The organism is Aeromonas sp. QDB18 (assembly GCF_027705325.1).
Classification (GTDB): Bacteria; Pseudomonadota; Gammaproteobacteria; order Enterobacterales; family Aeromonadaceae; genus Aeromonas; species Aeromonas caviae.
The window spans coordinates 1-18,528 of record NZ_JAPDBQ010000082.1; the positions used below are offsets into that span (position 1 = coordinate 1).

32 protein-coding genes are annotated in these 18,528 nt (G+C 54.8%); 30 read left to right on the top strand and 2 right to left on the bottom strand.

The window, feature by feature from the left end:
- Positions 1-142: 142 nt before the first annotated feature.
- Positions 143-616 (bottom strand): transcription elongation factor GreB, encoded by a 474-nt coding sequence (greB, locus tag OKC30_RS13055; RefSeq protein ID WP_039039492.1) that lies wholly within the window; start codon positions 614-616, stop codon positions 143-145.
- Between the two features lie 202 nt (positions 617-818).
- On the opposite strand from greB, the gene ompR reads away from it, so the two are divergent.
- Together ompR and envZ are read left to right on the top strand one after the other, a co-directional pair.
- Complete coding sequence (gene ompR / locus OKC30_RS13060) at positions 819-1,538, top strand: osmolarity response regulator transcription factor OmpR (protein WP_010672556.1); 720 nt, start codon at positions 819-821, stop codon at positions 1,536-1,538.
- Entirely contained in the window at positions 1,535-2,845 is a 1,311-nt protein-coding gene (gene envZ, locus OKC30_RS13065; RefSeq protein ID WP_010672557.1) for a two-component system sensor histidine kinase EnvZ, read from the top strand. Before ompR ends, envZ begins: the two co-directional genes overlap by 4 nt.
- Positions 2,846-2,881: 36 nt before the next feature.
- On the opposite strand, the gene OKC30_RS13070 is transcribed toward envZ, so the two are convergent.
- Positions 2,882-3,796 (bottom strand): DMT family transporter, encoded by a 915-nt coding sequence (locus tag OKC30_RS13070; protein WP_160838489.1) that lies wholly within the window; start codon positions 3,794-3,796, stop codon positions 2,882-2,884.
- Positions 3,797-4,150: 354 nt separating this feature from the next.
- Between OKC30_RS13070 and rpsJ the strand changes: the two genes are divergently transcribed.
- The 28 genes from rpsJ to rplQ all read left to right on the top strand — a co-directional run bounded on the left by rpsJ (position 4,151) and on the right by rplQ (position 17,773).
- Positions 4,151-4,462, top strand: a complete 312-nt coding sequence (rpsJ, locus tag OKC30_RS13075; protein WP_005307944.1) for a 30S ribosomal protein S10 — start codon at positions 4,151-4,153, stop codon at positions 4,460-4,462.
- A 22-nt stretch (positions 4,463-4,484) separates the two neighbouring features.
- On the top strand, positions 4,485-5,117 hold the full coding sequence (gene rplC, locus OKC30_RS13080; protein ID WP_010672559.1) for a 50S ribosomal protein L3: 633 nt from the start codon (positions 4,485-4,487) through the stop codon (positions 5,115-5,117).
- A 17-nt stretch (positions 5,118-5,134) separates the two neighbouring features.
- A complete protein-coding gene (gene rplD / locus OKC30_RS13085; RefSeq protein WP_005340616.1) occupies positions 5,135-5,740 on the top strand; it encodes a 50S ribosomal protein L4 in 606 nt (201 codons plus the stop codon).
- Positions 5,737-6,039, top strand: coding sequence for a 50S ribosomal protein L23 (gene rplW / locus OKC30_RS13090; RefSeq protein ID WP_005307955.1), 303 nt, complete (start codon positions 5,737-5,739; stop codon positions 6,037-6,039). The genes rplD and rplW overlap by 4 nt, the downstream gene beginning before the upstream one ends.
- A 15-nt stretch (positions 6,040-6,054) precedes the next feature.
- Positions 6,055-6,876 carry a 50S ribosomal protein L2 gene (rplB, locus tag OKC30_RS13095; protein ID WP_010672560.1) on the top strand — a complete coding sequence of 274 codons (822 nt, stop codon included), beginning with the start codon at positions 6,055-6,057 and terminating at the stop codon, positions 6,874-6,876.
- Positions 6,877-6,898: 22 nt separating this feature from the next.
- A complete protein-coding gene (gene rpsS / locus OKC30_RS13100) occupies positions 6,899-7,177 on the top strand; it encodes a 30S ribosomal protein S19 (RefSeq protein WP_005307960.1) in 279 nt (92 codons plus the stop codon).
- A gap of 10 nt (positions 7,178-7,187) precedes the next feature.
- On the top strand, positions 7,188-7,532 hold the full coding sequence (gene rplV / locus OKC30_RS13105) for a 50S ribosomal protein L22 (RefSeq protein ID WP_010672561.1): 345 nt from the start codon (positions 7,188-7,190) through the stop codon (positions 7,530-7,532).
- Between the two features lie 3 nt (positions 7,533-7,535).
- A complete protein-coding gene (rpsC, locus tag OKC30_RS13110; protein WP_005331168.1) occupies positions 7,536-8,249 on the top strand; it encodes a 30S ribosomal protein S3 in 714 nt (237 codons plus the stop codon).
- 13 nt (positions 8,250-8,262) lie between these two features.
- Complete coding sequence (gene rplP / locus OKC30_RS13115; protein ID WP_010672562.1) at positions 8,263-8,676, top strand: 50S ribosomal protein L16; 414 nt, start codon at positions 8,263-8,265, stop codon at positions 8,674-8,676.
- The gene (rpmC, locus tag OKC30_RS13120) at positions 8,676-8,867 is read left to right on the top strand and encodes a 50S ribosomal protein L29 (protein WP_005307965.1); all 192 of its coding nucleotides are present in this window, start codon (positions 8,676-8,678) and stop codon (positions 8,865-8,867) included. The genes rplP and rpmC overlap by 1 nt, the downstream gene beginning before the upstream one ends.
- Positions 8,867-9,115 (top strand): 30S ribosomal protein S17, encoded by a 249-nt coding sequence (gene rpsQ, locus OKC30_RS13125; protein ID WP_005307966.1) that lies wholly within the window; start codon positions 8,867-8,869, stop codon positions 9,113-9,115. Before rpmC ends, rpsQ begins: the two co-directional genes overlap by 1 nt.
- A gap of 148 nt (positions 9,116-9,263) precedes the next feature.
- Positions 9,264-9,632, top strand: coding sequence for a 50S ribosomal protein L14 (rplN, locus tag OKC30_RS13130; protein WP_005307975.1), 369 nt, complete (start codon positions 9,264-9,266; stop codon positions 9,630-9,632).
- A gap of 11 nt (positions 9,633-9,643) precedes the next feature.
- A complete protein-coding gene (gene rplX / locus OKC30_RS13135; RefSeq protein ID WP_005307977.1) occupies positions 9,644-9,961 on the top strand; it encodes a 50S ribosomal protein L24 in 318 nt (105 codons plus the stop codon).
- A 13-nt stretch (positions 9,962-9,974) separates the two neighbouring features.
- Positions 9,975-10,514 carry a 50S ribosomal protein L5 gene (rplE, locus tag OKC30_RS13140; protein WP_005331162.1) on the top strand — a complete coding sequence of 180 codons (540 nt, stop codon included), beginning with the start codon at positions 9,975-9,977 and terminating at the stop codon, positions 10,512-10,514.
- Positions 10,515-10,524: 10 nt separating this feature from the next.
- The gene (gene rpsN / locus OKC30_RS13145) at positions 10,525-10,830 is read left to right on the top strand and encodes a 30S ribosomal protein S14 (RefSeq protein ID WP_005331161.1); all 306 of its coding nucleotides are present in this window, start codon (positions 10,525-10,527) and stop codon (positions 10,828-10,830) included.
- Positions 10,831-10,849: 19 nt separating this feature from the next.
- Positions 10,850-11,242, top strand: coding sequence for a 30S ribosomal protein S8 (rpsH, locus tag OKC30_RS13150; protein WP_010672564.1), 393 nt, complete (start codon positions 10,850-10,852; stop codon positions 11,240-11,242).
- A 13-nt stretch (positions 11,243-11,255) separates the two neighbouring features.
- Positions 11,256-11,789: a 50S ribosomal protein L6 gene (gene rplF / locus OKC30_RS13155; protein ID WP_010672565.1), complete on the top strand. Its 534-nt coding sequence runs from the start codon at positions 11,256-11,258 to the stop codon at positions 11,787-11,789.
- Positions 11,790-11,798: 9 nt separating this feature from the next.
- Positions 11,799-12,152 carry a 50S ribosomal protein L18 gene (gene rplR, locus OKC30_RS13160; protein ID WP_041212181.1) on the top strand — a complete coding sequence of 118 codons (354 nt, stop codon included), beginning with the start codon at positions 11,799-11,801 and terminating at the stop codon, positions 12,150-12,152.
- Positions 12,153-12,166: 14 nt separating this feature from the next.
- Positions 12,167-12,667, top strand: a complete 501-nt coding sequence (gene rpsE / locus OKC30_RS13165; RefSeq protein ID WP_005340605.1) for a 30S ribosomal protein S5 — start codon at positions 12,167-12,169, stop codon at positions 12,665-12,667.
- 6 nt (positions 12,668-12,673) lie between these two features.
- A complete protein-coding gene (gene rpmD, locus OKC30_RS13170) occupies positions 12,674-12,853 on the top strand; it encodes a 50S ribosomal protein L30 (RefSeq protein WP_005307985.1) in 180 nt (59 codons plus the stop codon).
- 2 nt (positions 12,854-12,855) lie between these two features.
- Positions 12,856-13,293, top strand: coding sequence for a 50S ribosomal protein L15 (gene rplO / locus OKC30_RS13175; protein ID WP_005307987.1), 438 nt, complete (start codon positions 12,856-12,858; stop codon positions 13,291-13,293).
- 8 nt (positions 13,294-13,301) lie between these two features.
- A complete protein-coding gene (gene secY / locus OKC30_RS13180) occupies positions 13,302-14,630 on the top strand; it encodes a preprotein translocase subunit SecY (protein WP_010672567.1) in 1,329 nt (442 codons plus the stop codon).
- A 27-nt stretch (positions 14,631-14,657) separates the two neighbouring features.
- Positions 14,658-14,771, top strand: a complete 114-nt coding sequence (gene rpmJ, locus OKC30_RS13185) for a 50S ribosomal protein L36 (RefSeq protein WP_005319705.1) — start codon at positions 14,658-14,660, stop codon at positions 14,769-14,771.
- A 139-nt stretch (positions 14,772-14,910) separates the two neighbouring features.
- Positions 14,911-15,267 carry a 30S ribosomal protein S13 gene (gene rpsM, locus OKC30_RS13190; protein WP_005307991.1) on the top strand — a complete coding sequence of 119 codons (357 nt, stop codon included), beginning with the start codon at positions 14,911-14,913 and terminating at the stop codon, positions 15,265-15,267.
- Positions 15,268-15,281: 14 nt separating this feature from the next.
- A complete protein-coding gene (gene rpsK / locus OKC30_RS13195) occupies positions 15,282-15,671 on the top strand; it encodes a 30S ribosomal protein S11 (RefSeq protein WP_005319702.1) in 390 nt (129 codons plus the stop codon).
- A gap of 39 nt (positions 15,672-15,710) precedes the next feature.
- Complete coding sequence (gene rpsD, locus OKC30_RS13200) at positions 15,711-16,331, top strand: 30S ribosomal protein S4 (protein WP_010672568.1); 621 nt, start codon at positions 15,711-15,713, stop codon at positions 16,329-16,331.
- A gap of 25 nt (positions 16,332-16,356) precedes the next feature.
- Positions 16,357-17,346: a DNA-directed RNA polymerase subunit alpha gene (locus tag OKC30_RS13205; RefSeq protein WP_160838491.1), complete on the top strand. Its 990-nt coding sequence runs from the start codon at positions 16,357-16,359 to the stop codon at positions 17,344-17,346.
- A 43-nt stretch (positions 17,347-17,389) separates the two neighbouring features.
- On the top strand, positions 17,390-17,773 hold the full coding sequence (gene rplQ / locus OKC30_RS13210) for a 50S ribosomal protein L17 (protein ID WP_005307999.1): 384 nt from the start codon (positions 17,390-17,392) through the stop codon (positions 17,771-17,773).
- Positions 17,774-18,528: the final 755 nt, after the last annotated feature.

An 18,528-nucleotide genomic window follows, 5' to 3' on the forward strand; every position in this document is an offset into this window, starting at 1 on the left:
TCCTGCATGGAGACGCGATTAGATCACAGACGATCTGCCTGTTCAAATTTCATTAACAAAGTGCGATCCCGCCCTGGGTGGGCGGACATGCTCGGTCTCTCCTGGCCTTGTCAGCCGATTTGGCAGTGAGGCTAGGCCTGGCTTATTTGGGATAGCTGATCTCATTGATGTACCAGCAGGCGTCACCCACTGGCGTTTGAACCATGGCTTCATCGCCCACCTCTTTCTTGAGCAGGGCACGGGCCATGGGGGAGTCGATGGAGATGTAATCCTTGCGGCCGAAGATCTCGTCATAGCCGACAATGCGAAAGCGCTTGGTCTCACCCTCGTCGTTTTCCACCTCGACCCAGGCGCCGAAGAAGACCTTGCCCTCCTGGGAGGGGGAGTAGTCGACTATGGTCAGCTCTTCCAGGCACTTGCGCAGGTAGCGAACCCGGCGGTCGATCTCCCGCAGGCGTTTCTTGTTGTACTGGTAATCGGCATTCTCGCTGCGATCACCCAGGCTCGCCGCCCAGGCCACTTTTTTGGTGACATCGGGCCTCTCCTCCCGCCAGAGCATGTCGTGCTCCTGCCGGAGCCTGGTGTAGCCTTCACGGGTAATGAGTTTGGTTTTCATGGAGTTATCACTCCCTCGCCAATTGCATCCGGTTGCTCGGGATCTTAGTCATTGTCGCCGCGCTGTCGAGCAAAAAGCAGAGCTGGCCATCCATCCTTCCCGGCTCCGGGGCCGAATGAGGGCAATAACCGGTAACATATTTATGCTTTGTGGTTGCAGGGGGCGGCTCTAGTATGAGGGGAGACAGAAAAGAGAGGTGGCAATGAGTCAGCAATACAAGGTCCTGGTGGTGGACGACGATCTGAAACTGCGTTCCTTGCTGGAGCGCTACCTCACCGAGCAGGGGTTTGTAGTGCGAGGTGTCGCCAACGGGGAGCAGGCCGATCGCCTGCTGACGCGTGAAAACTTCAGCCTGATGGTGCTTGATCTGATGCTGCCGGGGGAAGACGGCCTCTCCATCTGCCGCCGCCTGCGCGAGGCCGGCAACCAGATCCCTGTCTTGATGCTCACCGCCAAGGGGGACGAAGTGGATCGCATCGTCGGTCTGGAGATGGGGGCCGACGATTATCTGCCCAAGCCGTTCAACCCCCGTGAGCTGCTGGCCCGGATCCGCGCCGTGCTGCGCCGCCATACCGTGGAGCTGCCCGGCGCCCCTTCCGCGGCGGAGAAGATGGTGAGTTTTGGGGCCTACCAGCTCAATCTGGCGACCCGTGAACTGAGCCGTGATGGCGAACCGGTTGCCCTGACCAGCGGGGAGTTCGCCGTGCTCAAGGTGCTGGTGAGTCATCCTCGCGAACCGCTCTCCCGTGACAAGCTGATGAACCTGGCCCGTGGTCGCGAGTACACGGCCACCGAGCGCAGCATTGATGTGCAGGTCTCCCGCCTGCGCCGCCTGCTGGAACAGGACCCGGCCCAGCCTCGCTATCTGCAGACCGTCTGGGGTCTGGGGTATGTGTTCGTACCGGACGGTGAGAACGCATGAAGAAAGTGGGCAGCATGTTCTCCCGCATGCTCTGGTTTCTGGCTGCCGTGCTGGTGGTCTATCAAGTCGTCTCCTACGTTACCTTCTACAACTACCTGCTGGCGCCGACCGTCAAGCAGATCAGCCACCTGCTGGCAAACCAGGTCAAGCTCATCTTTCCGGTGGACAACAACCAGCTGGCGCTCAGTGAAGATGCCGAGGCGCTGGTCTATGTGACCACTGGCAGCGACATCTATACCCAGAGCGAGGCGGAGCAGCACGGGCTGAATGATTCCAAGCCCTACCCCTATCTGGAGCAGAGCATCAGCCGCGAATTGAAAGGGGATACCAGGGTCAGAGTTGAAATCCAGGATCACTACATCATCTGGATCCAGCCTCCCCAGGCCAGCCAGATGTGGGTGCGCATTCCCCTGACTGAAATTGAAGATGACGACATTGAACCGCTCATCCTCTATATGAGCGTCTTGCTGGTGGTGACCCTGTTTGCAGCCTGGCGTTTTGCCCGTCAGCTGGTGCGACCGCTGGAGGATCTGGAAGCGGGGGCCGTGGCGGTGGCGCGCGGCAACTTTCCCGATGCCCTGGGGGAGCAGGGCTCGCGGGAGGTGCGCCGCCTGACCCGCACCTTCAACCACATGTCGAGCTCCATCAAAGGGCTGATCGAGGAGCGCAACCTGATGATGGCCGGGGTATCCCACGATTTGCGCACCCCTCTCACCCGCATTCGTCTCGCGACCGAGATGATGTCCTCGGGGGATGAGTACCTCAAGGAGAGCATCAATGCGGACATCGATGAGTCGAACGGTATCATTGATCAGTTCATCGACTACATTCGCCCGAACGAGGGGCTCGATGCCCGGCCCGTCGACCTGACCCAGCTCATTCACGATGCGTTGCTGATGCAGACCGATCAGGGACTGGAAGTGGAGCTGCTCCTGCCGGAGGAGGCGGTGCGTGTGGCCTGCCATCCCATCAGCATTCGCCGTATCCTCAACAATCTGTCGGGCAACTCCCTGCGCTATGGCGCGACCCGGTTGCAGGCCGAGCTCAGGGATGATGGCCACTGGGTGCGGCTGCGACTCTCCGACAATGGCCCGGGGATCGCAGAAGAGGACTACTCCCGGGTGCTCAAGCCCTTCACCCAGGGCAATGTGGCGCGCACCGGTGGAGGCAGCGGGCTGGGGTTGGCCATCGTTGCCAAGATAGTCTCCCAGCATCACGGCACCATCAGGTTGGGGCGCTCCGAACTGGGGGGCTTGCAGGTGGAGATCCGGCTACCCAAGAACCAGCCGCTAGAGTGGATGGATTGAAAGCAGGGCGTATCGAGAGATGCGCCCTTTTGTCTGTCAGGCGTGGGGGTCGCTCACCTTGCGGTAGCGCTTGCCATATTTGAGTTGCTGGATAAGCAGGGCGGCGACGATGAGAGCCAACCCGATGGGGGTTGCCGGGTGAATGGTTTCGCCGATCAACAGGTTGAGCAGCACCAGAGAGGCAAACGGCGAGATGAAGATGAGGTTACTGATGGGGGCTGTGTTGGTGGCGTGGCGCAGGGCCATCAGCCAGAGCACGAAGCCAAAACCCATCTCGAACAGCCCCACATAGATGGCGCCAGCCCATCCCTGCCAGGCGGTCATGGCAAAGTCCGAGAGCAACCAGGTCGCCACGATGATGAAGGGCAGGCTGATGAGGAAGCCGAGCAGTAGGCTGACGACGGGATCCCCCTGATTGCGGGTGTTGAGGATCCAGTAACCGGCCCAGATCAGGGTCGACACCAGCGCCATCGTGACACCGAGGGGGCTGTCGAACTGCAGACCGAACACGTCCCCCCTGGTGGCGATCACCAGGGCGCCGAAATAGCCGAGCACGATGGCGACGCCATCGCGGCGGCGCAGCTTTTGACCGAGGAAGGGAACGGCCAGCAGGCTGAGGGTGATGGCCCAGGTGTAGTTGAGAGTCTGCGCCTGCTGGGCGGGCAGCAGATCATATGCCTTGAACAGCAGCAGGTAATAGAGAAAGGGGTTCAGGACCCCGAGAGCGAGGTAGTAGAGGGGGCGACTCTTGATGTAGTCGAGCAGTAGCGGCAGTTTGCCCTGACAGGCCACGATGCACCCCAGGGTCAGGGTCGAGGTGCAGGCCGCGACCAGCAGCAGCTGTACCGGTTCAAAGTAGGCGAGGGAGATCTTGAAGGCGCTGGCCACCGTGGACCAGAGGGCGACGGCACAGAGCCCGTACTGGTAGGCTTTCTTCTGATTCTTGAGCATGGGATGCGTTCCGCAAACTGGGGCGAGGGCGCAGTCTATCAGCCTGTTTGCAACATTGTCGTTACCGTCTCGCCGAGGGCGATGATTTGATCGCCTGGAGATCCATCTGCCACACAACATTGCGCACAATCTGTCCGCCTTCACTTGCGTGAGTGGAAAAAATCCGTATAATCCCCTCCGCTTGCCCATGAGGCAGCCAGACGATATGTCTGCTTGCTGAGCTTCCCGTTTACGAGTTGCCAGCCATACAGTCCTCCCGATATGGGAGGAAACGTGAAAAATCACACCTCTGGCGGGAGTAGTCTCGGTCGGGCGGTGTTGATTTATGTTCTTTTATCTATTGGAGCTCTGTCAATGCAGAACCAAAGAATCCGTATCCGCCTGAAGGCTTTTGATCATCGCCTGATCGATCAATCCACTGCGGAAATCGTTGAAACTGCTAAGCGCACTGGCGCGCAGGTTCGCGGTCCTATCCCGCTGCCGACTCGCAAAGAGCGTTTCACCGTTCTGATCTCCCCGCACGTCAACAAAGACGCGCGTGATCAGTACGAGATCCGCACTCACAAGCGTCTGGTAGACATCGTTGAACCGACTGACAAGACCGTAGACGCTCTGATGCGTCTGGATCTGGCAGCTGGTGTAGACGTCCAGATCAGCCTGGGTTAATTACGGAAAGAGGTTGATAACAATGACAATCGGTCTTGTAGGTCGCAAAGTGGGTATGACTCGCATCTTCACTGAAGATGGCGTTTCTATCCCGGTGACTGTTATCGAAGTTGAAGCTAACCGTGTAACTCAGGTCAAATCTGTAGAAACCGACGGCTACAACGCTATTCAGGTTACCACTGGCGCCAAGAAAGCCAGCCGCGTAACCAAGCCGGAAGCTGGCCACTTCGCCAAAGCTGGTGTAGAAGCCGGTCGCGGTCTGTGGGAATTCCGCCTGAACAACGGTGAAACTTTCACTGTTGGTAGCGAGCTGAAAGTAGATCTTCTCGCTGACGTTAAGCTGGTAGACGTTACCGGCACATCCAAGGGTAAAGGTTTTGCCGGTACTGTTAAGCGCTGGAACTTCCGTACCCAGGATATGACCCACGGTAACTCCCTGTCCCACCGTGTACCTGGCTCCATCGGTCAAAACCAGACCCCGGGCCGTGTATTCAAGGGCAAGAAGATGGCTGGTCACATGGGTGCTGAGCGTGTAACGACTCAGAACCTGGAACTGGTTCGTGTTGACGCTGAACGCAACCTGCTGCTCATCAAAGGCGCAGTACCGGGTGCAACCAACGGCAACGTGATCGTCAAACCTGCCGTCAAAGCGTAACGTCTGAGGAGATAGTAATGGAATTGGTAATGAAAGACGCCAAGAGCGCTCTTGAAGTTTCCGAGACTACCTTCGGGCGCGAATTCAACGAAGCTCTGGTTCACCAGGTTGTCGTTGCATATGCCGCTGGTGCCCGTCAGGGTACTCGTGCGCAGCTGACTCGCTCTGAAGTGTCTGGTGGCGGCAAAAAGCCGTGGCGTCAGAAGGGTACTGGTCGTGCCCGTGCTGGCTCCATCCGTTCGCCCATCTGGCGTTCCGGTGGTGTGACCTTTGCTGCTAAGCCGCAAGATCACAGCCAGAAAGTAAACAAGAAGATGTACCGCGGCGCTATCCGTAGCATCCTGTCCGAGCTGGTACGTCAAGAGCGCCTGATCGTTGTTGAGAAGTTCGGCATCGAAGCGCCGAAGACCAAAGAACTGATCGCCAAGCTGAAAGAAATGGAACTGACTGACGTTCTGATCGTGACTGCTGAAGTCGATGAGAACCTGTTCCTGGCTGCTCGTAACCTGTACAAAGTTGACGTGCGTGACGTTGCCGGTATCGACCCGGTCAGCCTGATCGCTTTCGACAAGGTTCTGATGACTGCTGACGCAGTTAAGCAAATCGAGGAGATGCTGGCATGATCCGTGAAGAGCGTCTGCTGAAAGTTCTGAAGGCTCCGCACATCTCTGAAAAGAGCACCATGGTCGCAGAAAAGCAGAACACTATCGTGTTCAAAGTTGCTGTTGATGCCACCAAGGCGGAAGTCAAAGCTGCAGTTGCGAAACTGTTCGAGGTCGAAGTTGAGACCGTCCGTACCCTGAACATGAAGGGTAAGACCAAGCGCGCAGGTGCACGCGTAGGCCGTCGTTCCGATTGGAAAAAGGCTTATGTGACCCTGAAAGCTGGTCAGGACATCGACTTCATGGGCGCAGCCGAGTAAGAGGAGTTCTGAAAAATGGCAATCGTTAAGTGCAAGCCTACTTCTCCGGGCCGCCGCCACGTCGTCAAGATCGTCAACCAAGAGCTGTACAAGGGCAAGCCCTTCGCCGCTCTGCTGGACAGCAAAAGCAAGTCCGGTGGCCGTAACAACAACGGTCGTATCACCACACGTCACATCGGTGGTGGTCACAAGCAACACTACCGTCTGATCGACTTCAAGCGCGACAAAGACGGCATTCCGGCCAAAGTTGAGCGTCTGGAATACGATCCCAACCGTACCGCAAACATCGCCCTGGTGCTGTATGCAGACGGTGAGCGTCGTTACATCCTGGCTCCGAAAGGCCTGAAAGCTGGTGATGCAATCGCCTCTGGTGCTGATGCTGCCATCAAGGTAGGTAACACCCTGCCGATGCGCAACATCCCGGTCGGTTCTACCGTTCACGCCGTTGAGATGAAACCTGGTAAAGGTGCCCAGCTGGCTCGTTCCGCTGGTACTTTCATCCAGATCCTGGCTCGTGAAGGTAACTATGTAACTCTGCGTCTGCGTTCCGGCGAAGTACGTAAAGTTCTGGCCGAGTGCCGCGCTACCATCGGTGAAGTGGGTAACTCCGAGCACATGCTGCGTCAACTGGGTAAAGCCGGTGCTAACCGCTGGCGTGGTATTCGTCCGACCGTTCGCGGTATGGCGATGAACCCGGTTGATCACCCGCACGGTGGTGGTGAGGGTCGTAACAAGGGCATGCAGCCTGTGTCCCCATGGGGCCAGAAGGCTAAGGGCTTCAAGACCCGTAAGAACAAGCGTACCGACAAGTACATCGTACGTCGTCGTAACAAGTAATTGTTAACATAGAGGAATCACCATGCCACGTTCTCTCAAGAAGGGTCCATTTATCGACCTGCACTTGCTGAAGAAGGTAGAGAAAGCGGTGGAAAGCGGGGATAAAAAGCCGGTTAAGACCTGGTCCCGTCGTTCAATGATCATCCCGAACATGATCGGTTTGACCATCGCTGTCCATAATGGTCGTCAGCACGTTCCGGTTTTCGTTACCGAAGAAATGATCGGTCACAAACTGGGTGAATTCGCACCGACTCGTACTTATCGCGGCCATGCTGCTGATAAGAAGGCTAAGAAGCGCTAAGGGATAAATGATGGAAGCTATCGCTAAACACCGTTATGCCCGTACTTCTGCCCAGAAAGCTCGTCTGGTAGCCGATCAAGTACGTGGTCTGTCCGTAGACAAGGCTCTGAACATCCTGACCTTCAGCCCGAAAAAGGCTGCTGTTCTGGTGAAGAAAGTGCTGGAATCTGCCATTGCCAACGCTGAGCACAACGAAGGTGCCGATATCGACACCCTGCGTGTTGCCACCATCATGGTAGACGAAGGTCCCTCCATGAAGCGCATCCGCCCGCGTGCCAAAGGTCGCGCGGATCGTATCCTCAAGCGTACCGCTCACATCACTGTAGTGGTATCCGACGCTAAGGCTGGGAGATAAGCAATGGGTCAGAAAGTACATCCTAATGGCATTCGCCTGGGTATTACCAAGCCTTGGAATTCTACCTGGTTCGCGAACACCAAAGACTTCGCTGACAACCTGTACAGCGATTTCCAAGTACGCCAGTTCCTGACCAAGGAGCTGAAAAACGCTTCCTTGTCCAAGATCACTATCGAGCGTCCGGCCAAGAGCATTCGTGTGACCATTCACACAGCTCGTCCGGGTGTCGTGATCGGCAAGAAAGGCGAAGACGTTGAAAAACTGCGCAAAGCTGTAGCCGCAATCGCTGGCGTGCCTGCTCAGATCAACATTTCCGAAGTCCGCAAGCCGGAGCTGGATGGCAAACTGGTTGCCGACAGCATCACTTCCCAGCTGGAGCGTCGTGTAATGTTCCGTCGTGCTATGAAGCGCGCCGTACAGAACGCCATGCGCCTGGGTGCCAAGGGCATCAAAGTGGAAGTTTCCGGTCGTCTGGGCGGCGCTGAAATCGCGCGTACCGAATGGTACCGTGAAGGTCGTGTGCCCCTGCACACCCTGCGCGCCGACATCGACTACGCAACTTCTGAAGCCCACACCACTTACGGTGTGATCGGCGTTAAAGTTTGGATCTTCAAGGGCGAAGTTCTGGGCGGTCTGGCTGCAGTCAATGCTGCCGCTGCTCAAGAGCAGGCTCCTGCGAAGCCCAAGCGTGACAACAAGCGCCGCGCTGCCAAGTAAGGAGATTCGGTAAATGTTGCAACCTAAGCGTACTAAATTCCGCAAGACCCACAAGGGTCGTAACCGCGGTCTGGCCAATGCCGGTAACGAAGTATCCTTCGGTACCTTTGGCCTGAAGGCGACATCTCGTGGTCAACTGACTGCTCGTCAAATCGAAGCAGCCCGTCGTGCCATGACCCGTCACGTTAAGCGTCAAGGCAAGATCTGGATCCGTGTGTTCCCGGACAAGCCCATCACCGAAAAGCCCCTCGAAGTTCGTATGGGTAAAGGTAAGGGTAACGTGGAATACTGGGTTTGCCCGATCCAGCCTGGCAAGGTTCTGTACGAGATGGATGGTGTACCTGAGGCTCTGGCGCGTGAAGCGTTTGCCCTGGCCGCAGCTAAGCTGTCTGTTCAGACCACTTTCGTAATTAAGACGGTGATGTGATGAAAGCCCAAGATCTGCGTCAAAAGAGCGTCGAAGAACTGAACCAGGAGCTGCTGGGTCTGCTGCGTGAGCAATTCAACATGCGCATGCAAGCTTCCACCGGCCAGCTGGCTCAGACTCACACTCTGAAACAAGTGCGTCGTGACGTCGCACGTATCAAGACTGTACTGACTGAGAAGGCAGGTGCGTAATGACTGACAAGATCCGTACTCTGCAAGGTCGTGTAATTAGCGACAAGATGGACAAGTCCATCACCGTCGCTATCGAGCGCAAGGTAAAGCACCCGATCTACGGTAAGATCATCAAGCGCACTACCAAGCTGCACGTGCATGACGAGAACAACGAGTGCAAGGCTGGCGATCTCGTGGAAATCCGCGAGTGCCGCCCGTTGTCCAAGACCAAGTCCTGGACCCTGGTTGCTGTCGTAGAAAAGGCCTAATTCGGTACTTTTTAGCCCAAACGGCCCCCCATCGGGGCCGTTTGTTTTTTAGGCTACCTTTTCAAAAATAGCTGTGTTATAGTTTCGCGCCTTTTGAAGGCAGCCAGATCCCATCAGGGATAAGAAGTAAACAAAGCGGAGCACTAAGATGATCCAGATGCAAAGTATGCTGGGTGTTGCCGACAACTCCGGCGCTCGCAGTGTAATGTGTATTAAGGTTCTGGGTGGTTCGCACCGCCGTTATGCCGGCATCGGCGACATCATCAAGGTTTCCATCAAGGAAGCCATTCCTCGCGGTAAAGTGAAGAAAGGTGATGTGTATAACGCGGTGGTCGTACGCACCCGTAAAGGCGTTCGTCGTCCGGACGGCTCTGTCATCCGTTTCGACAACAATGCGGCTGTGTTGCTTAACAACAACCAACAGCCAATCGGTACTCGTATTTTTGGCCCGGTGACCCGTGAACTCCGTAACGAGAAGTTCATGAAGATTGTGTCCCTGGCACCCGAAGTACTGTAAGGAGTCGAACGATGGCAGCTAAAATCCGTCGCGAAGACGAAGTAATTGTTCTTACCGGCAAAGACAAGGGCAAGCGTGGCAAAGTCACTCAAGTCCTGATTGCAAAAGGTAAGGTAATCGTGGAAGGCATCAACCAGGTGAAGAAACACCAAAAGCCGGTACCCGCACTGGGTCAGGCTGGCGGCATCGTCACCAAAGAAGCCCCCATCGATGTATCTAACGTCGCGCTGTTCAACTCTGCCACTGGCAAGGCTGACCGCGTTGGTTTCCGGATTGAAGACGGCAAGAAAGTCCGTTTCTTCAAATCCACCGGCGAACTTGTGAAGTAATTGGAGTTTAACGATGGCGAAACTGCATGATTACTACAAATCCGATGTAGTAAATGAACTGTCCAAGCAGTTCGGTTACAAGACTATCATGCAAGTCCCTCGGATCGAGAAAATCACCCTGAACATGGGTGTTGGTGAAGCGATCTCTGACAAGAAGTTGCTGGAAAATGCTGCTGCCGATATGGCTGCCATTTCCGGTCAGAAACCGCTGATCACCAAAGCACGCAAATCTGTTGCGGGCTTCAAGATTCGTGAAGGCTACCCGATAGGTTGTAAAGTAACCCTGCGTGGCGAGCGTATGTGGGAGTTCCTGGAACGGCTGATTTGCATCTCCGTACCGCGTATCCGTGACTTCCGTGGTCTGAACGCCAAGGCGTTCGATGGCCGTGGTAACTACTCCATGGGCGTGCGTGAGCAAATCATCTTCCCGGAAATCGACTATGACAAGGTCGATCGCGTCCGTGGTCTGGATATCACCATCACCACTTCCGCGAATACCGACGAAGAAGGCCGTGCTCTGCTGGCTGCCTTTAACTTCCCATTCCGCAAGTAAGGTTAGGGTTATGGCTAAAACATCCATGAAAGCACGTGAAGCAAAGCGTGCGAAGCTGGCAGCCAAGTTCGCGACCAAGCGTACCGAGCTGAAAGCTATCATCGTTGATATGAACGCTTCTGAAGAAGCGCGTTGGGATGCTGTCTTGCAACTGCAACAGCTGCCCCGTGATTCCAGTCCGTCCCGCCAGCGTAACCGTTGCAACATCACTGGTCGTCCGCACGGTTTCCTGCGGAAGTTTGGCCTCTCTCGCATCAAGGTGCGTGAGCATGCCATGAAGGGCGAAATTCCGGGCCTCAAAAAGGCCTCTTGGTAAGAATCTCGGGAGTTAGACTATGAGCATGCAAGATCCGATCGCGGATATGCTGACCCGCATCCGTAACGGTCAGGCGGCGAGCAAAGTTGCGGTTTCCATGCCTTCTTCCAAGCTGAAAGTGGCTATCGCCAAAGTGCTGAAAGAAGAAGGTTACATCGCTGGCTACAACGTAGCTGGTGACGTGAAACCGGAACTGGAAATCGAACTGAAATATTTCCAGGGCAAGCCGGTTGTAGAACTGATCCAACGCGTGAGCCGTCCCGGCCTGCGTATTTACAAGCGCACTACTGATCTGCCGAAAGTCATGGGCGGTCTCGGTGTTGCTATCGTGTCCACGTCTAAAGGTGTGATGACCGACCGTGCTGCCCGCAAGGCAAGCATGGGTGGTGAGATCATCTGCTACGTCGCTTAATAGGAGGTCGGAAATGTCTCGCGTTGCTAAGGCACCCGTCACTATTCCTGCTGGCGTAGAGGTGACTCTGAACGGCCAAGAACTGTCCATCAAAGGTGGCAAGGGTTCCCTGGTTCGTTCCATCCACGCCGGTGTAGAAGTGACCAAAGAAGACAATGTACTGAAGTTCGCCCCGCGCGACGGCATCGCTGGTGCTGACGCTCAGGCCGGTACTGCCCGTGCATTGGTCAACAACATGGTAGTCGGTGTTACCCAAGGCTTCGAGCGCAAGCTGCAGCTGGTTGGTGTAGGTTACAAAGCCTCCATCAAGGGCAATGCTGTTGCGCTGGCACTGGGCTTCTCTCACCCGGTAGAGCATGCGCTGCCGGCTGGTGTCACCGCTGAATGTCCGTCCGCCACCGAGATCGTTCTGCGTGGTGTGGACAAGCAGCTGGTTGGCCAAGTCGCCGCCGATATCCGTGCTTACCGCGCTCCGGAGCCCTACAAGGGCAAGGGTGTACGCTATGCCAACGAGCAAGTGCGTACTAAAGAAGCTAAGAAGAAGTAAGGTAACACTATGGACAAGAAAGCAGCTCGTCTCCGTCGTGCTACTCGTGCTCGGAAAAAGATGCAGGAACTGGGAGCTACCCGTCTGGTTGTTCACCGTACCCCGCGTCATATCTATGCGCAGGTTATTGCAGCCAACGGTTCCGAAGTTCTGGCCTCTGCTTCCACAGTAGAGAAAGCCATCAGTGAAGCTCTGAAATACACCGGTAACGCAGATGCTGCTACCGCTGTAGGTAAGGCTATCGCTGAGCGTGCTATTGCCAAAGGCGTTCAGAACGTATCTTTCGATCGTTCCGGTTTCAAGTATCACGGTCGTGTAGCCGCTCTGGCTACCGCTGCTCGTGACGCTGGTCTTCAGTTCTAAGCTAGGAGTCGAAGATGGCTAAAGTCGAATCTCAAGCCGGCGAACTGCAAGAAAAGCTCATTGCAGTAAACCGTGTTTCGAAAACTGTTAAAGGTGGTCGTATCATGTCCTTCACCGCGTTGACCGTGGTGGGTGATGGTAACGGCCGTGTAGGTTACGGTTACGGTAAGGCCCGTGAAGTTCCGGCCGCCATTCAAAAGGCGATGGAACAGGCTAAGCGTAACCTGAACAAGGTTGAGCTGAACAACGGCACCCTGCACCACCCGGTGCGTGGCGTTCACTCTGGTTCCACCGTGTTCATGAAGCCGGCCTCCCAAGGTACTGGTATCATTGCAGGCGGCGCCATGCGTGCCGTACTGGAAGTTGCTGGTATCCACAACGTGCTGGCCAAGACCTACGGTTCCACCAACCCAATCAACGTTGTTCGCGCAACTGTCGACGCTCTGGTTCACGGTCAATCACCGGAACAGATCGCGGCCAAGCGTGGTCTGCGCGTTGAAGAAATTCTGGGGTAATGCGACATGGCTAACACTGTAAAAGTAACTCAAACTCGCAGCTCTATCGGCCGTCTGCCAAAGCACAAGGCGACTCTGCGTGGTCTGGGTCTGCGTCGCATTGGTCACACCGTTGAGCTGGAAGATACTCCCTGCGTACGCGGCATGATCAACCAGGTTTATTACATGGTTAAGGTGGAGGGCTAAGCATGCGTCTGAATACTCTGTCTCCGGCCGCTGGCTCCAAACGCGTCAAGCACCGTCCGGGCCGTGGTATCGGTTCTGGTCTGGGCAAGACCGGTGGTCGTGGTGTTAAAGGTCAAACCTCTCGTTCCGGTGGCGGCAAGGTCCGCAACGGTTTCGAAGGCGGCCAGATGCCTTTGAAAATCCGTCTGCCGAAGTTCGGTTTCTTCTCTCGCAAATCTTTGGTTTCTGCCGAAGTGCGCCTGAACGAAATCGCCCTGGTAGAAGGTGATGTGGTCGACGTGAGCACTCTGAAGCAAGCCGGTGTTATTACCAAAAACATCGTGTTCGCTAAAGTTGTTCTGTCTGGCAACATTGACCGTGCTGTGACCGTTCGTGGTCTGTCCGTCACCAAGGGTGCACGTGCAGCCATCGAGGCCGCTGGCGGTAAAATCGAGGAATAATCAGTACAATGGCTAAGAAACCAGGATTGGATGTTAAAGCACAAGGTGGTCTGAGCGAACTGAAGAGCCGTCTGCTCTTCGTTCTCGGGGCAATTATCGTGTTCCGTGCAGGCTCTTATGTGCCGATCCCTGGTATTGACGCCGCCGTACTGGCCGAGTTGTTCCAACAACAGAAGGGCACCATCATTGAGATGTTCAACATGTTCAGTGGTGGTGCACTCTCGCGTGCTTCTATTCTTGCACTGGGGATCATGCCGTATATTTCGGCGTCGATCATTATTCAGTTGCTGACTGTGGTTCATCCTGCTCTTGCTGAACTCAAGAAAGAGGGTGAATCCGGCCGTCGCAAGATTAGCCAATATACCCGTTGGGGCACGCTGGTTTTGGGAACGTTCCAGGCCATTGGTATTGCAACCGGTCTGCCGAATATGATGCAAGGACTCGTGACTCATCCGGGTTTGGGCTTCTATTTCACAGCCGTTGTGAGTCTGGTCACCGGTACCATGTTCTTGATGTGGTTGGGTGAACAGATTACCGAGCGTGGGATTGGTAATGGTATCTCGTTGATTATCTTCACAGGTATCGTCGCCGGTCTGCCTCATGCCATTGGCGCTACGGCCGAACAGGCACGTCAAGGGGAATTGCACATCCTGCTGTTGTTGTTGCTGGGCTTGATTGTTTTCGCTGTGACTTACTTTGTGGTGTTCGTGGAGCGTGGTCAGCGTCGTATCGTCGTTAACTATGCCAAGCGTCAACAAGGCCGCCAGGTATTCGCTGCGCAAAGCACACACCTGCCGTTGAAAGTGAATATGGCCGGTGTGATTCCTGCGATTTTCGCATCCAGCATCATCCTCTTCCCGGGTACCATTACCTCCTGGTTTGGTCAGGGAGAGGGCAAGATCGCTGACATCCTGCAACAGGTCTCTATGGTCCTGCAGCCGGGTCAGCCCTTGTACGAGATGCTCTATGCAGCAGCCATTATCTTCTTCTGCTTCTTCTATACCGCGCTGGTGTTCAACCCCCGCGAGACAGCAGATAACCTGAAGAAGAGTGGAGCCTTTATCCCGGGGATCCGCCCGGGCGAGCAGACAGCACGTTACATCGATAAGGTTATGACTCGCCTGACATTGGCAGGTGCGCTCTATATTACCTTTATCTGTCTGGTACCCCAGTTCCTGATGACTGCCTGGAACGTACAGTTCTACTTCGGTGGCACCTCGCTGCTGATTATCGTGGTAGTTATCATGGACTTCATGGCTCAGGTTCAGACCCATATGATGTCTCATCAATATGGCGACGTCCTGAGGAAGGCCAACCTGAAGGGCTACGGCCGCTAAAGGTCGGCGTAGTTACGGAGTTAAGCAATGAAAGTTCGTGCTTCCGTTAAGGCAATCTGCCGTAACTGCAAAATCATCAAGCGTCACGGTGTGGTGCGTGTGATTTGCAGCGAGCCAAAGCATAAACAGCGCCAAGGCTAATTTTTTACGGTTAGTACTTGCAACAAATAGTTGTGCTGGCTAATATAGCCAGCCAACTTTTGTTGTGTATTGGTTGACCGCCACGTATCCGCTCACGGGCTTTGTGGTGGTCGTTATCTACTATATGTAGGAGTGAATAGTGGCCCGTATCGCTGGCATTAACATTCCTGACCATAAACATGCAGTCATTGCGTTGACTGCTATTTATGGCGTCGGTCGTACCCGCTCCAAGGCCATCTGTGCCGCAGCCGGTATCGCTGAGAATGTGAAAATTAAAGACCTGGACGAAGCTCAGATCGAGAGTCTGCGTGAACAAGTAGGTAAATTCACCGTTGAAGGTGACCTGCGTCGTCAGATTTCCATGAACATCAAGCGATTGATGGATCTGGGTTGCTACCGTGGTTTGCGTCACCGTCGTAGCCTGCCTGTTCGTGGTCAACGTACCAAGACCAACGCTCGTACCCGTAAGGGTCCGCGCAAGGCTATCAAGAAGTAACGGGAAGGTAGAAAATGGCTAAAACTCCGACTCGTGCTCGCAAGCGCGTTAAAAAGCAAGTGAGCGACGGTATTGCGCACGTTCATGCATCTTTCAACAACACAATCGTGACCATTACTGACCGTCAGGGCAATGCTCTGTCTTGGGCTACCTCTGGTGGTTCCGGTTTCCGTGGTTCCCGTAAGTCCACTCCGTTTGCTGCCCAGGTAGCTGCTGAGCGTGCTGGTGAGATCGCCAAAGAATACGGCGTGAAGAACCTGGAAGTCATGGTCAAAGGTCCGGGTCCCGGTCGTGAGTCTTCCATCCGCGCTCTGAACGCGGCTGGTTTCCGCATCACTAACATTACTGATGTGACTCCGATCCCGCACAACGGTTGTCGTCCTCCCAAGAAGCGCCGCGTGTAACGCTGTAGCTACTTGGTCTAGGATTGTTGGAGAAAGAAGATGGCAAGATATATCGGTCCTAAGCTTAAGCTTAGCCGTCGTGAGGGCACCGACCTCTTCCTGAAGTCTGGTGTTCGTGCGATTGATTCTAAGTGCAAGATTGACACCGTTCCTGGTCAACACGGTGCGCGTAAAGCGCGTCTGTCCGACTACGGTGTGCAACTGCGCGAGAAACAAAAAGTACGTCGTATCTACGGCGTATTGGAAAAACAGTTCCGCAACTACTACCGCGACGCTGCCCGTCAAAAGGGTAACACCGGTGAAAACCTGTTGCAGCTGCTGGAAGGTCGTCTGGACAACGTCGTCTACCGCATGGGCTTCGGCGCCACTCGTGCTGAATCTCGTCAGCTGGTGAGCCACAAAGCCATCATGGTAAACGGCCGCGTTGTGAATGTTCCTTCTTTCCAGGTATCCCCTGAGGACGTGATCTGCGTTCGCGAGAAGGCTAAGAAGCAAGCGCGTATCAAAGCTTCCCTGGAAGTTGCTGGTCAGCGCGAGAAGCCGACTTGGGTAGAGGTTGACGCTGCTAAGATGGAAGGTGCCTTCAAGCGCCTGCCGGAGCGTTCCGACCTGTCTGCCGACATTAACGAACAGCTGATCGTCGAGCTTTACTCCAAGTAAAGCTAGCTTCTAAAGAGAGGACACAATGCTGGGTTCTGTAACAGATTTTCTTAAACCGCGGCTAGTTGACATCGAGCAAGTTAGCCCGACTCACGCGAAAGTGACTCTCGAGCCGCTTGAGCGTGGCTTTGGCCACACGCTGGGCAATGCCCTGCGTCGTATTTTGCTGTCATCTATGCCCGGTTGTGCGGTTACTGAAGTCGAGATCGACGGAGTACTGCACGAGTACAGCAGCAAAGAAGGTGTACAGGAAGACATTCTTGAAATCCTGCTCAACCTGAAAGGTATCGCTGTGAAGCTGGAAGGCAAGGACGAGGTAACTCTGTCCCTGACCAAGTCTGGAACAGGCCCCGTTACCGCTGGTGATATCACTCACGGTGATGAAGTCGAGATCGTAAACCCGGAGCACGTAATCTGCCACCTGACTGGTGCAAATGCTGAGATCAGCATGCGCCTGAAAGTTCAGCGCGGTCGTGGTTATGTGCCTGCTTCTGCTCGTGTTCACAACGATGATGAAGAGCGTCCTATCGGTCGCCTGCTGCTGGACTCCGCGTTCAGCCCCATCGTTCGCATCGCCTACAATGTCGAGGCGGCACGTGTGGAACAGCGCACCGACTTGGACAAGCTGGTTATCGACATGGAGACCAATGGTACTCTGGAACCGGAAGAAGCCATCCGTCGTTCAGCCACTATTCTGGCAGAGCAACTGGAAGCCTTCGTGGATCTGCGCGATGTCAGCGTGCCCGAGAAGAAAGAAGAGAAACCCGAGTTTGATCCGATTCTGCTGCGTCCTGTCGATGATTTGGAGCTGACAGTTCGTTCAGCGAACTGTCTGAAGGCAGAAGCTATCCACTATATTGGTGATCTGGTACAGCGTACCGAAGTTGAGTTGCTTAAGACTCCTAACCTCGGTAAGAAGTCCCTGACTGAGATCAAGGACGTGTTGGCCTCCCGTGGTCTGTCTCTTGGCATGCGCCTTGAGAACTGGCCGCCCGCCAGCATCGCTGACGAGTAATCCAGATTACGGGTTTCACAGATTTAGTTAGAAGGATAAGGTCATGCGCCATCGTTTGAGTGGTCGTCAACTGAACCGGAACAGCAGCCATCGTCAGGCTATGTTCCGCAACATGGCCAGCTCCCTGGTTCGTCATGAGATCATCAAGACGACTCTGCCTAAGGCAAAAGAGCTGCGTCGTGTAGTTGAACCGCTGATCACCCTTGCCAAGACTGATAGCGTTGCTAATCGTCGCCTGGCATTTGCCCGTACTCGCGATAACGCGATCGTGGCTAAGCTGTTCAATGAACTGGGCCCGCGCTACCTGGAGCGCGCCGGCGGTTATACTCGCATTCTGAAATGCGGTTTCCGTGCTGGCGACAACGCTCCTATGGCTTACATTGAGCTGGTAGACCGCCCGGCCGCTGCTGAAGCAGCTGCTGAGTGATAAAAGAAAAAGCCGGGCTTGTCCCGGCTTTTCTTTTGGTGGATTCTGATACTGCCTCTACTGCCTCTACTGCCTCTACTGCCTCTACTGCCTCTACTGCCTCTACTGCCTCTACTGCCTCTACTGCCTCTACTGCCTCTACTGCCTCTACTGCCTCTACTGCCTCTACTGCCTCTACTGCCTCTACTGCCTCTACTGCCTCTACTGCCTTACTTTGTAAGTGAGCGATGATTTTTCAATAGTCTCTATATTAAGTCTTTATCTCTACCTGAACGACAGCGGTTCGTGTTACATAGCCCAGAGTAGGGCAATGTCATTGTCCATCTGACGTATTAAGCAGGCCGTGAGTGATGGCGTGTGGCTGCTGTAGTGCCGTTGAGGGCTTCTCCTGTGGATAAGCCTGTATAAAAGCTGTGCTTGGACATGAATAACTAAAAAAGTGCCGATTTTTGCAATTTTATTGCAGAGGAGGGGTTGCCAGAACGAATTCGCTCCCTATAATGCGCCTCCATCGACAGGGCAAGCGGCAACGCAGAAAGCCTAAGTAGATAGTCTCGAAAAGCCTTTGAAAATAAGGCTTGACTCGAGAAGGCGGTTGAGTAGAATGCCACTCCCGCAGCAGCCAAAAGCTGCGTCGCTCTTTAACAATTTGAATCAAGCAATCTGTGTGGGCACTCGCAGCATCGAGCATCAAAAACAATTTTTGATATCAATGTCTGATGAAGTGACCAAAGCAACGAAAGTTGCAGCAGTTA

Excerpts from the sequence above, each read along its gene's own strand:
- greB (WP_039039492.1), bottom strand. The coding sequence starts at position 616 with ATGAAAACCAAACTCATTACCCGTGAAGGCTACACCAGGCTCCGGCAG.
- ompR (WP_010672556.1), top strand. The coding sequence starts at position 819 with ATGAGTCAGCAATACAAGGTCCTGGTGGTGGACGACGATCTGAAACTG.
- envZ (WP_010672557.1), top strand. The coding sequence starts at position 1,535 with ATGAAGAAAGTGGGCAGCATGTTCTCCCGCATGCTCTGGTTTCTGGCT.
- OKC30_RS13070 (WP_160838489.1), bottom strand. The coding sequence starts at position 3,796 with ATGCTCAAGAATCAGAAGAAAGCCTACCAGTACGGGCTCTGTGCCGTC.
- rpsJ (WP_005307944.1), top strand. The coding sequence starts at position 4,151 with ATGCAGAACCAAAGAATCCGTATCCGCCTGAAGGCTTTTGATCATCGC.
- rplC (WP_010672559.1), top strand. The coding sequence starts at position 4,485 with ATGACAATCGGTCTTGTAGGTCGCAAAGTGGGTATGACTCGCATCTTC.
- rplD (WP_005340616.1), top strand. The coding sequence starts at position 5,135 with ATGGAATTGGTAATGAAAGACGCCAAGAGCGCTCTTGAAGTTTCCGAG.
- rplW (WP_005307955.1), top strand. The coding sequence starts at position 5,737 with ATGATCCGTGAAGAGCGTCTGCTGAAAGTTCTGAAGGCTCCGCACATC.
- rplB (WP_010672560.1), top strand. The coding sequence starts at position 6,055 with ATGGCAATCGTTAAGTGCAAGCCTACTTCTCCGGGCCGCCGCCACGTC.
- rpsS (WP_005307960.1), top strand. The coding sequence starts at position 6,899 with ATGCCACGTTCTCTCAAGAAGGGTCCATTTATCGACCTGCACTTGCTG.
- rplV (WP_010672561.1), top strand. The coding sequence starts at position 7,188 with ATGGAAGCTATCGCTAAACACCGTTATGCCCGTACTTCTGCCCAGAAA.
- rpsC (WP_005331168.1), top strand. The coding sequence starts at position 7,536 with ATGGGTCAGAAAGTACATCCTAATGGCATTCGCCTGGGTATTACCAAG.
- rplP (WP_010672562.1), top strand. The coding sequence starts at position 8,263 with ATGTTGCAACCTAAGCGTACTAAATTCCGCAAGACCCACAAGGGTCGT.
- rpmC (WP_005307965.1), top strand. The coding sequence starts at position 8,676 with ATGAAAGCCCAAGATCTGCGTCAAAAGAGCGTCGAAGAACTGAACCAG.
- rpsQ (WP_005307966.1), top strand. The coding sequence starts at position 8,867 with ATGACTGACAAGATCCGTACTCTGCAAGGTCGTGTAATTAGCGACAAG.
- rplN (WP_005307975.1), top strand. The coding sequence starts at position 9,264 with ATGATCCAGATGCAAAGTATGCTGGGTGTTGCCGACAACTCCGGCGCT.
- rplX (WP_005307977.1), top strand. The coding sequence starts at position 9,644 with ATGGCAGCTAAAATCCGTCGCGAAGACGAAGTAATTGTTCTTACCGGC.
- rplE (WP_005331162.1), top strand. The coding sequence starts at position 9,975 with ATGGCGAAACTGCATGATTACTACAAATCCGATGTAGTAAATGAACTG.
- rpsN (WP_005331161.1), top strand. The coding sequence starts at position 10,525 with ATGGCTAAAACATCCATGAAAGCACGTGAAGCAAAGCGTGCGAAGCTG.
- rpsH (WP_010672564.1), top strand. The coding sequence starts at position 10,850 with ATGAGCATGCAAGATCCGATCGCGGATATGCTGACCCGCATCCGTAAC.
- rplF (WP_010672565.1), top strand. The coding sequence starts at position 11,256 with ATGTCTCGCGTTGCTAAGGCACCCGTCACTATTCCTGCTGGCGTAGAG.
- rplR (WP_041212181.1), top strand. The coding sequence starts at position 11,799 with ATGGACAAGAAAGCAGCTCGTCTCCGTCGTGCTACTCGTGCTCGGAAA.
- rpsE (WP_005340605.1), top strand. The coding sequence starts at position 12,167 with ATGGCTAAAGTCGAATCTCAAGCCGGCGAACTGCAAGAAAAGCTCATT.
- rpmD (WP_005307985.1), top strand. The coding sequence starts at position 12,674 with ATGGCTAACACTGTAAAAGTAACTCAAACTCGCAGCTCTATCGGCCGT.
- rplO (WP_005307987.1), top strand. The coding sequence starts at position 12,856 with ATGCGTCTGAATACTCTGTCTCCGGCCGCTGGCTCCAAACGCGTCAAG.
- secY (WP_010672567.1), top strand. The coding sequence starts at position 13,302 with ATGGCTAAGAAACCAGGATTGGATGTTAAAGCACAAGGTGGTCTGAGC.
- rpmJ (WP_005319705.1), top strand. The coding sequence starts at position 14,658 with ATGAAAGTTCGTGCTTCCGTTAAGGCAATCTGCCGTAACTGCAAAATC.
- rpsK (WP_005319702.1), top strand. The coding sequence starts at position 15,282 with ATGGCTAAAACTCCGACTCGTGCTCGCAAGCGCGTTAAAAAGCAAGTG.
- rpsD (WP_010672568.1), top strand. The coding sequence starts at position 15,711 with ATGGCAAGATATATCGGTCCTAAGCTTAAGCTTAGCCGTCGTGAGGGC.
- OKC30_RS13205 (WP_160838491.1), top strand. The coding sequence starts at position 16,357 with ATGCTGGGTTCTGTAACAGATTTTCTTAAACCGCGGCTAGTTGACATC.
- rplQ (WP_005307999.1), top strand. The coding sequence starts at position 17,390 with ATGCGCCATCGTTTGAGTGGTCGTCAACTGAACCGGAACAGCAGCCAT.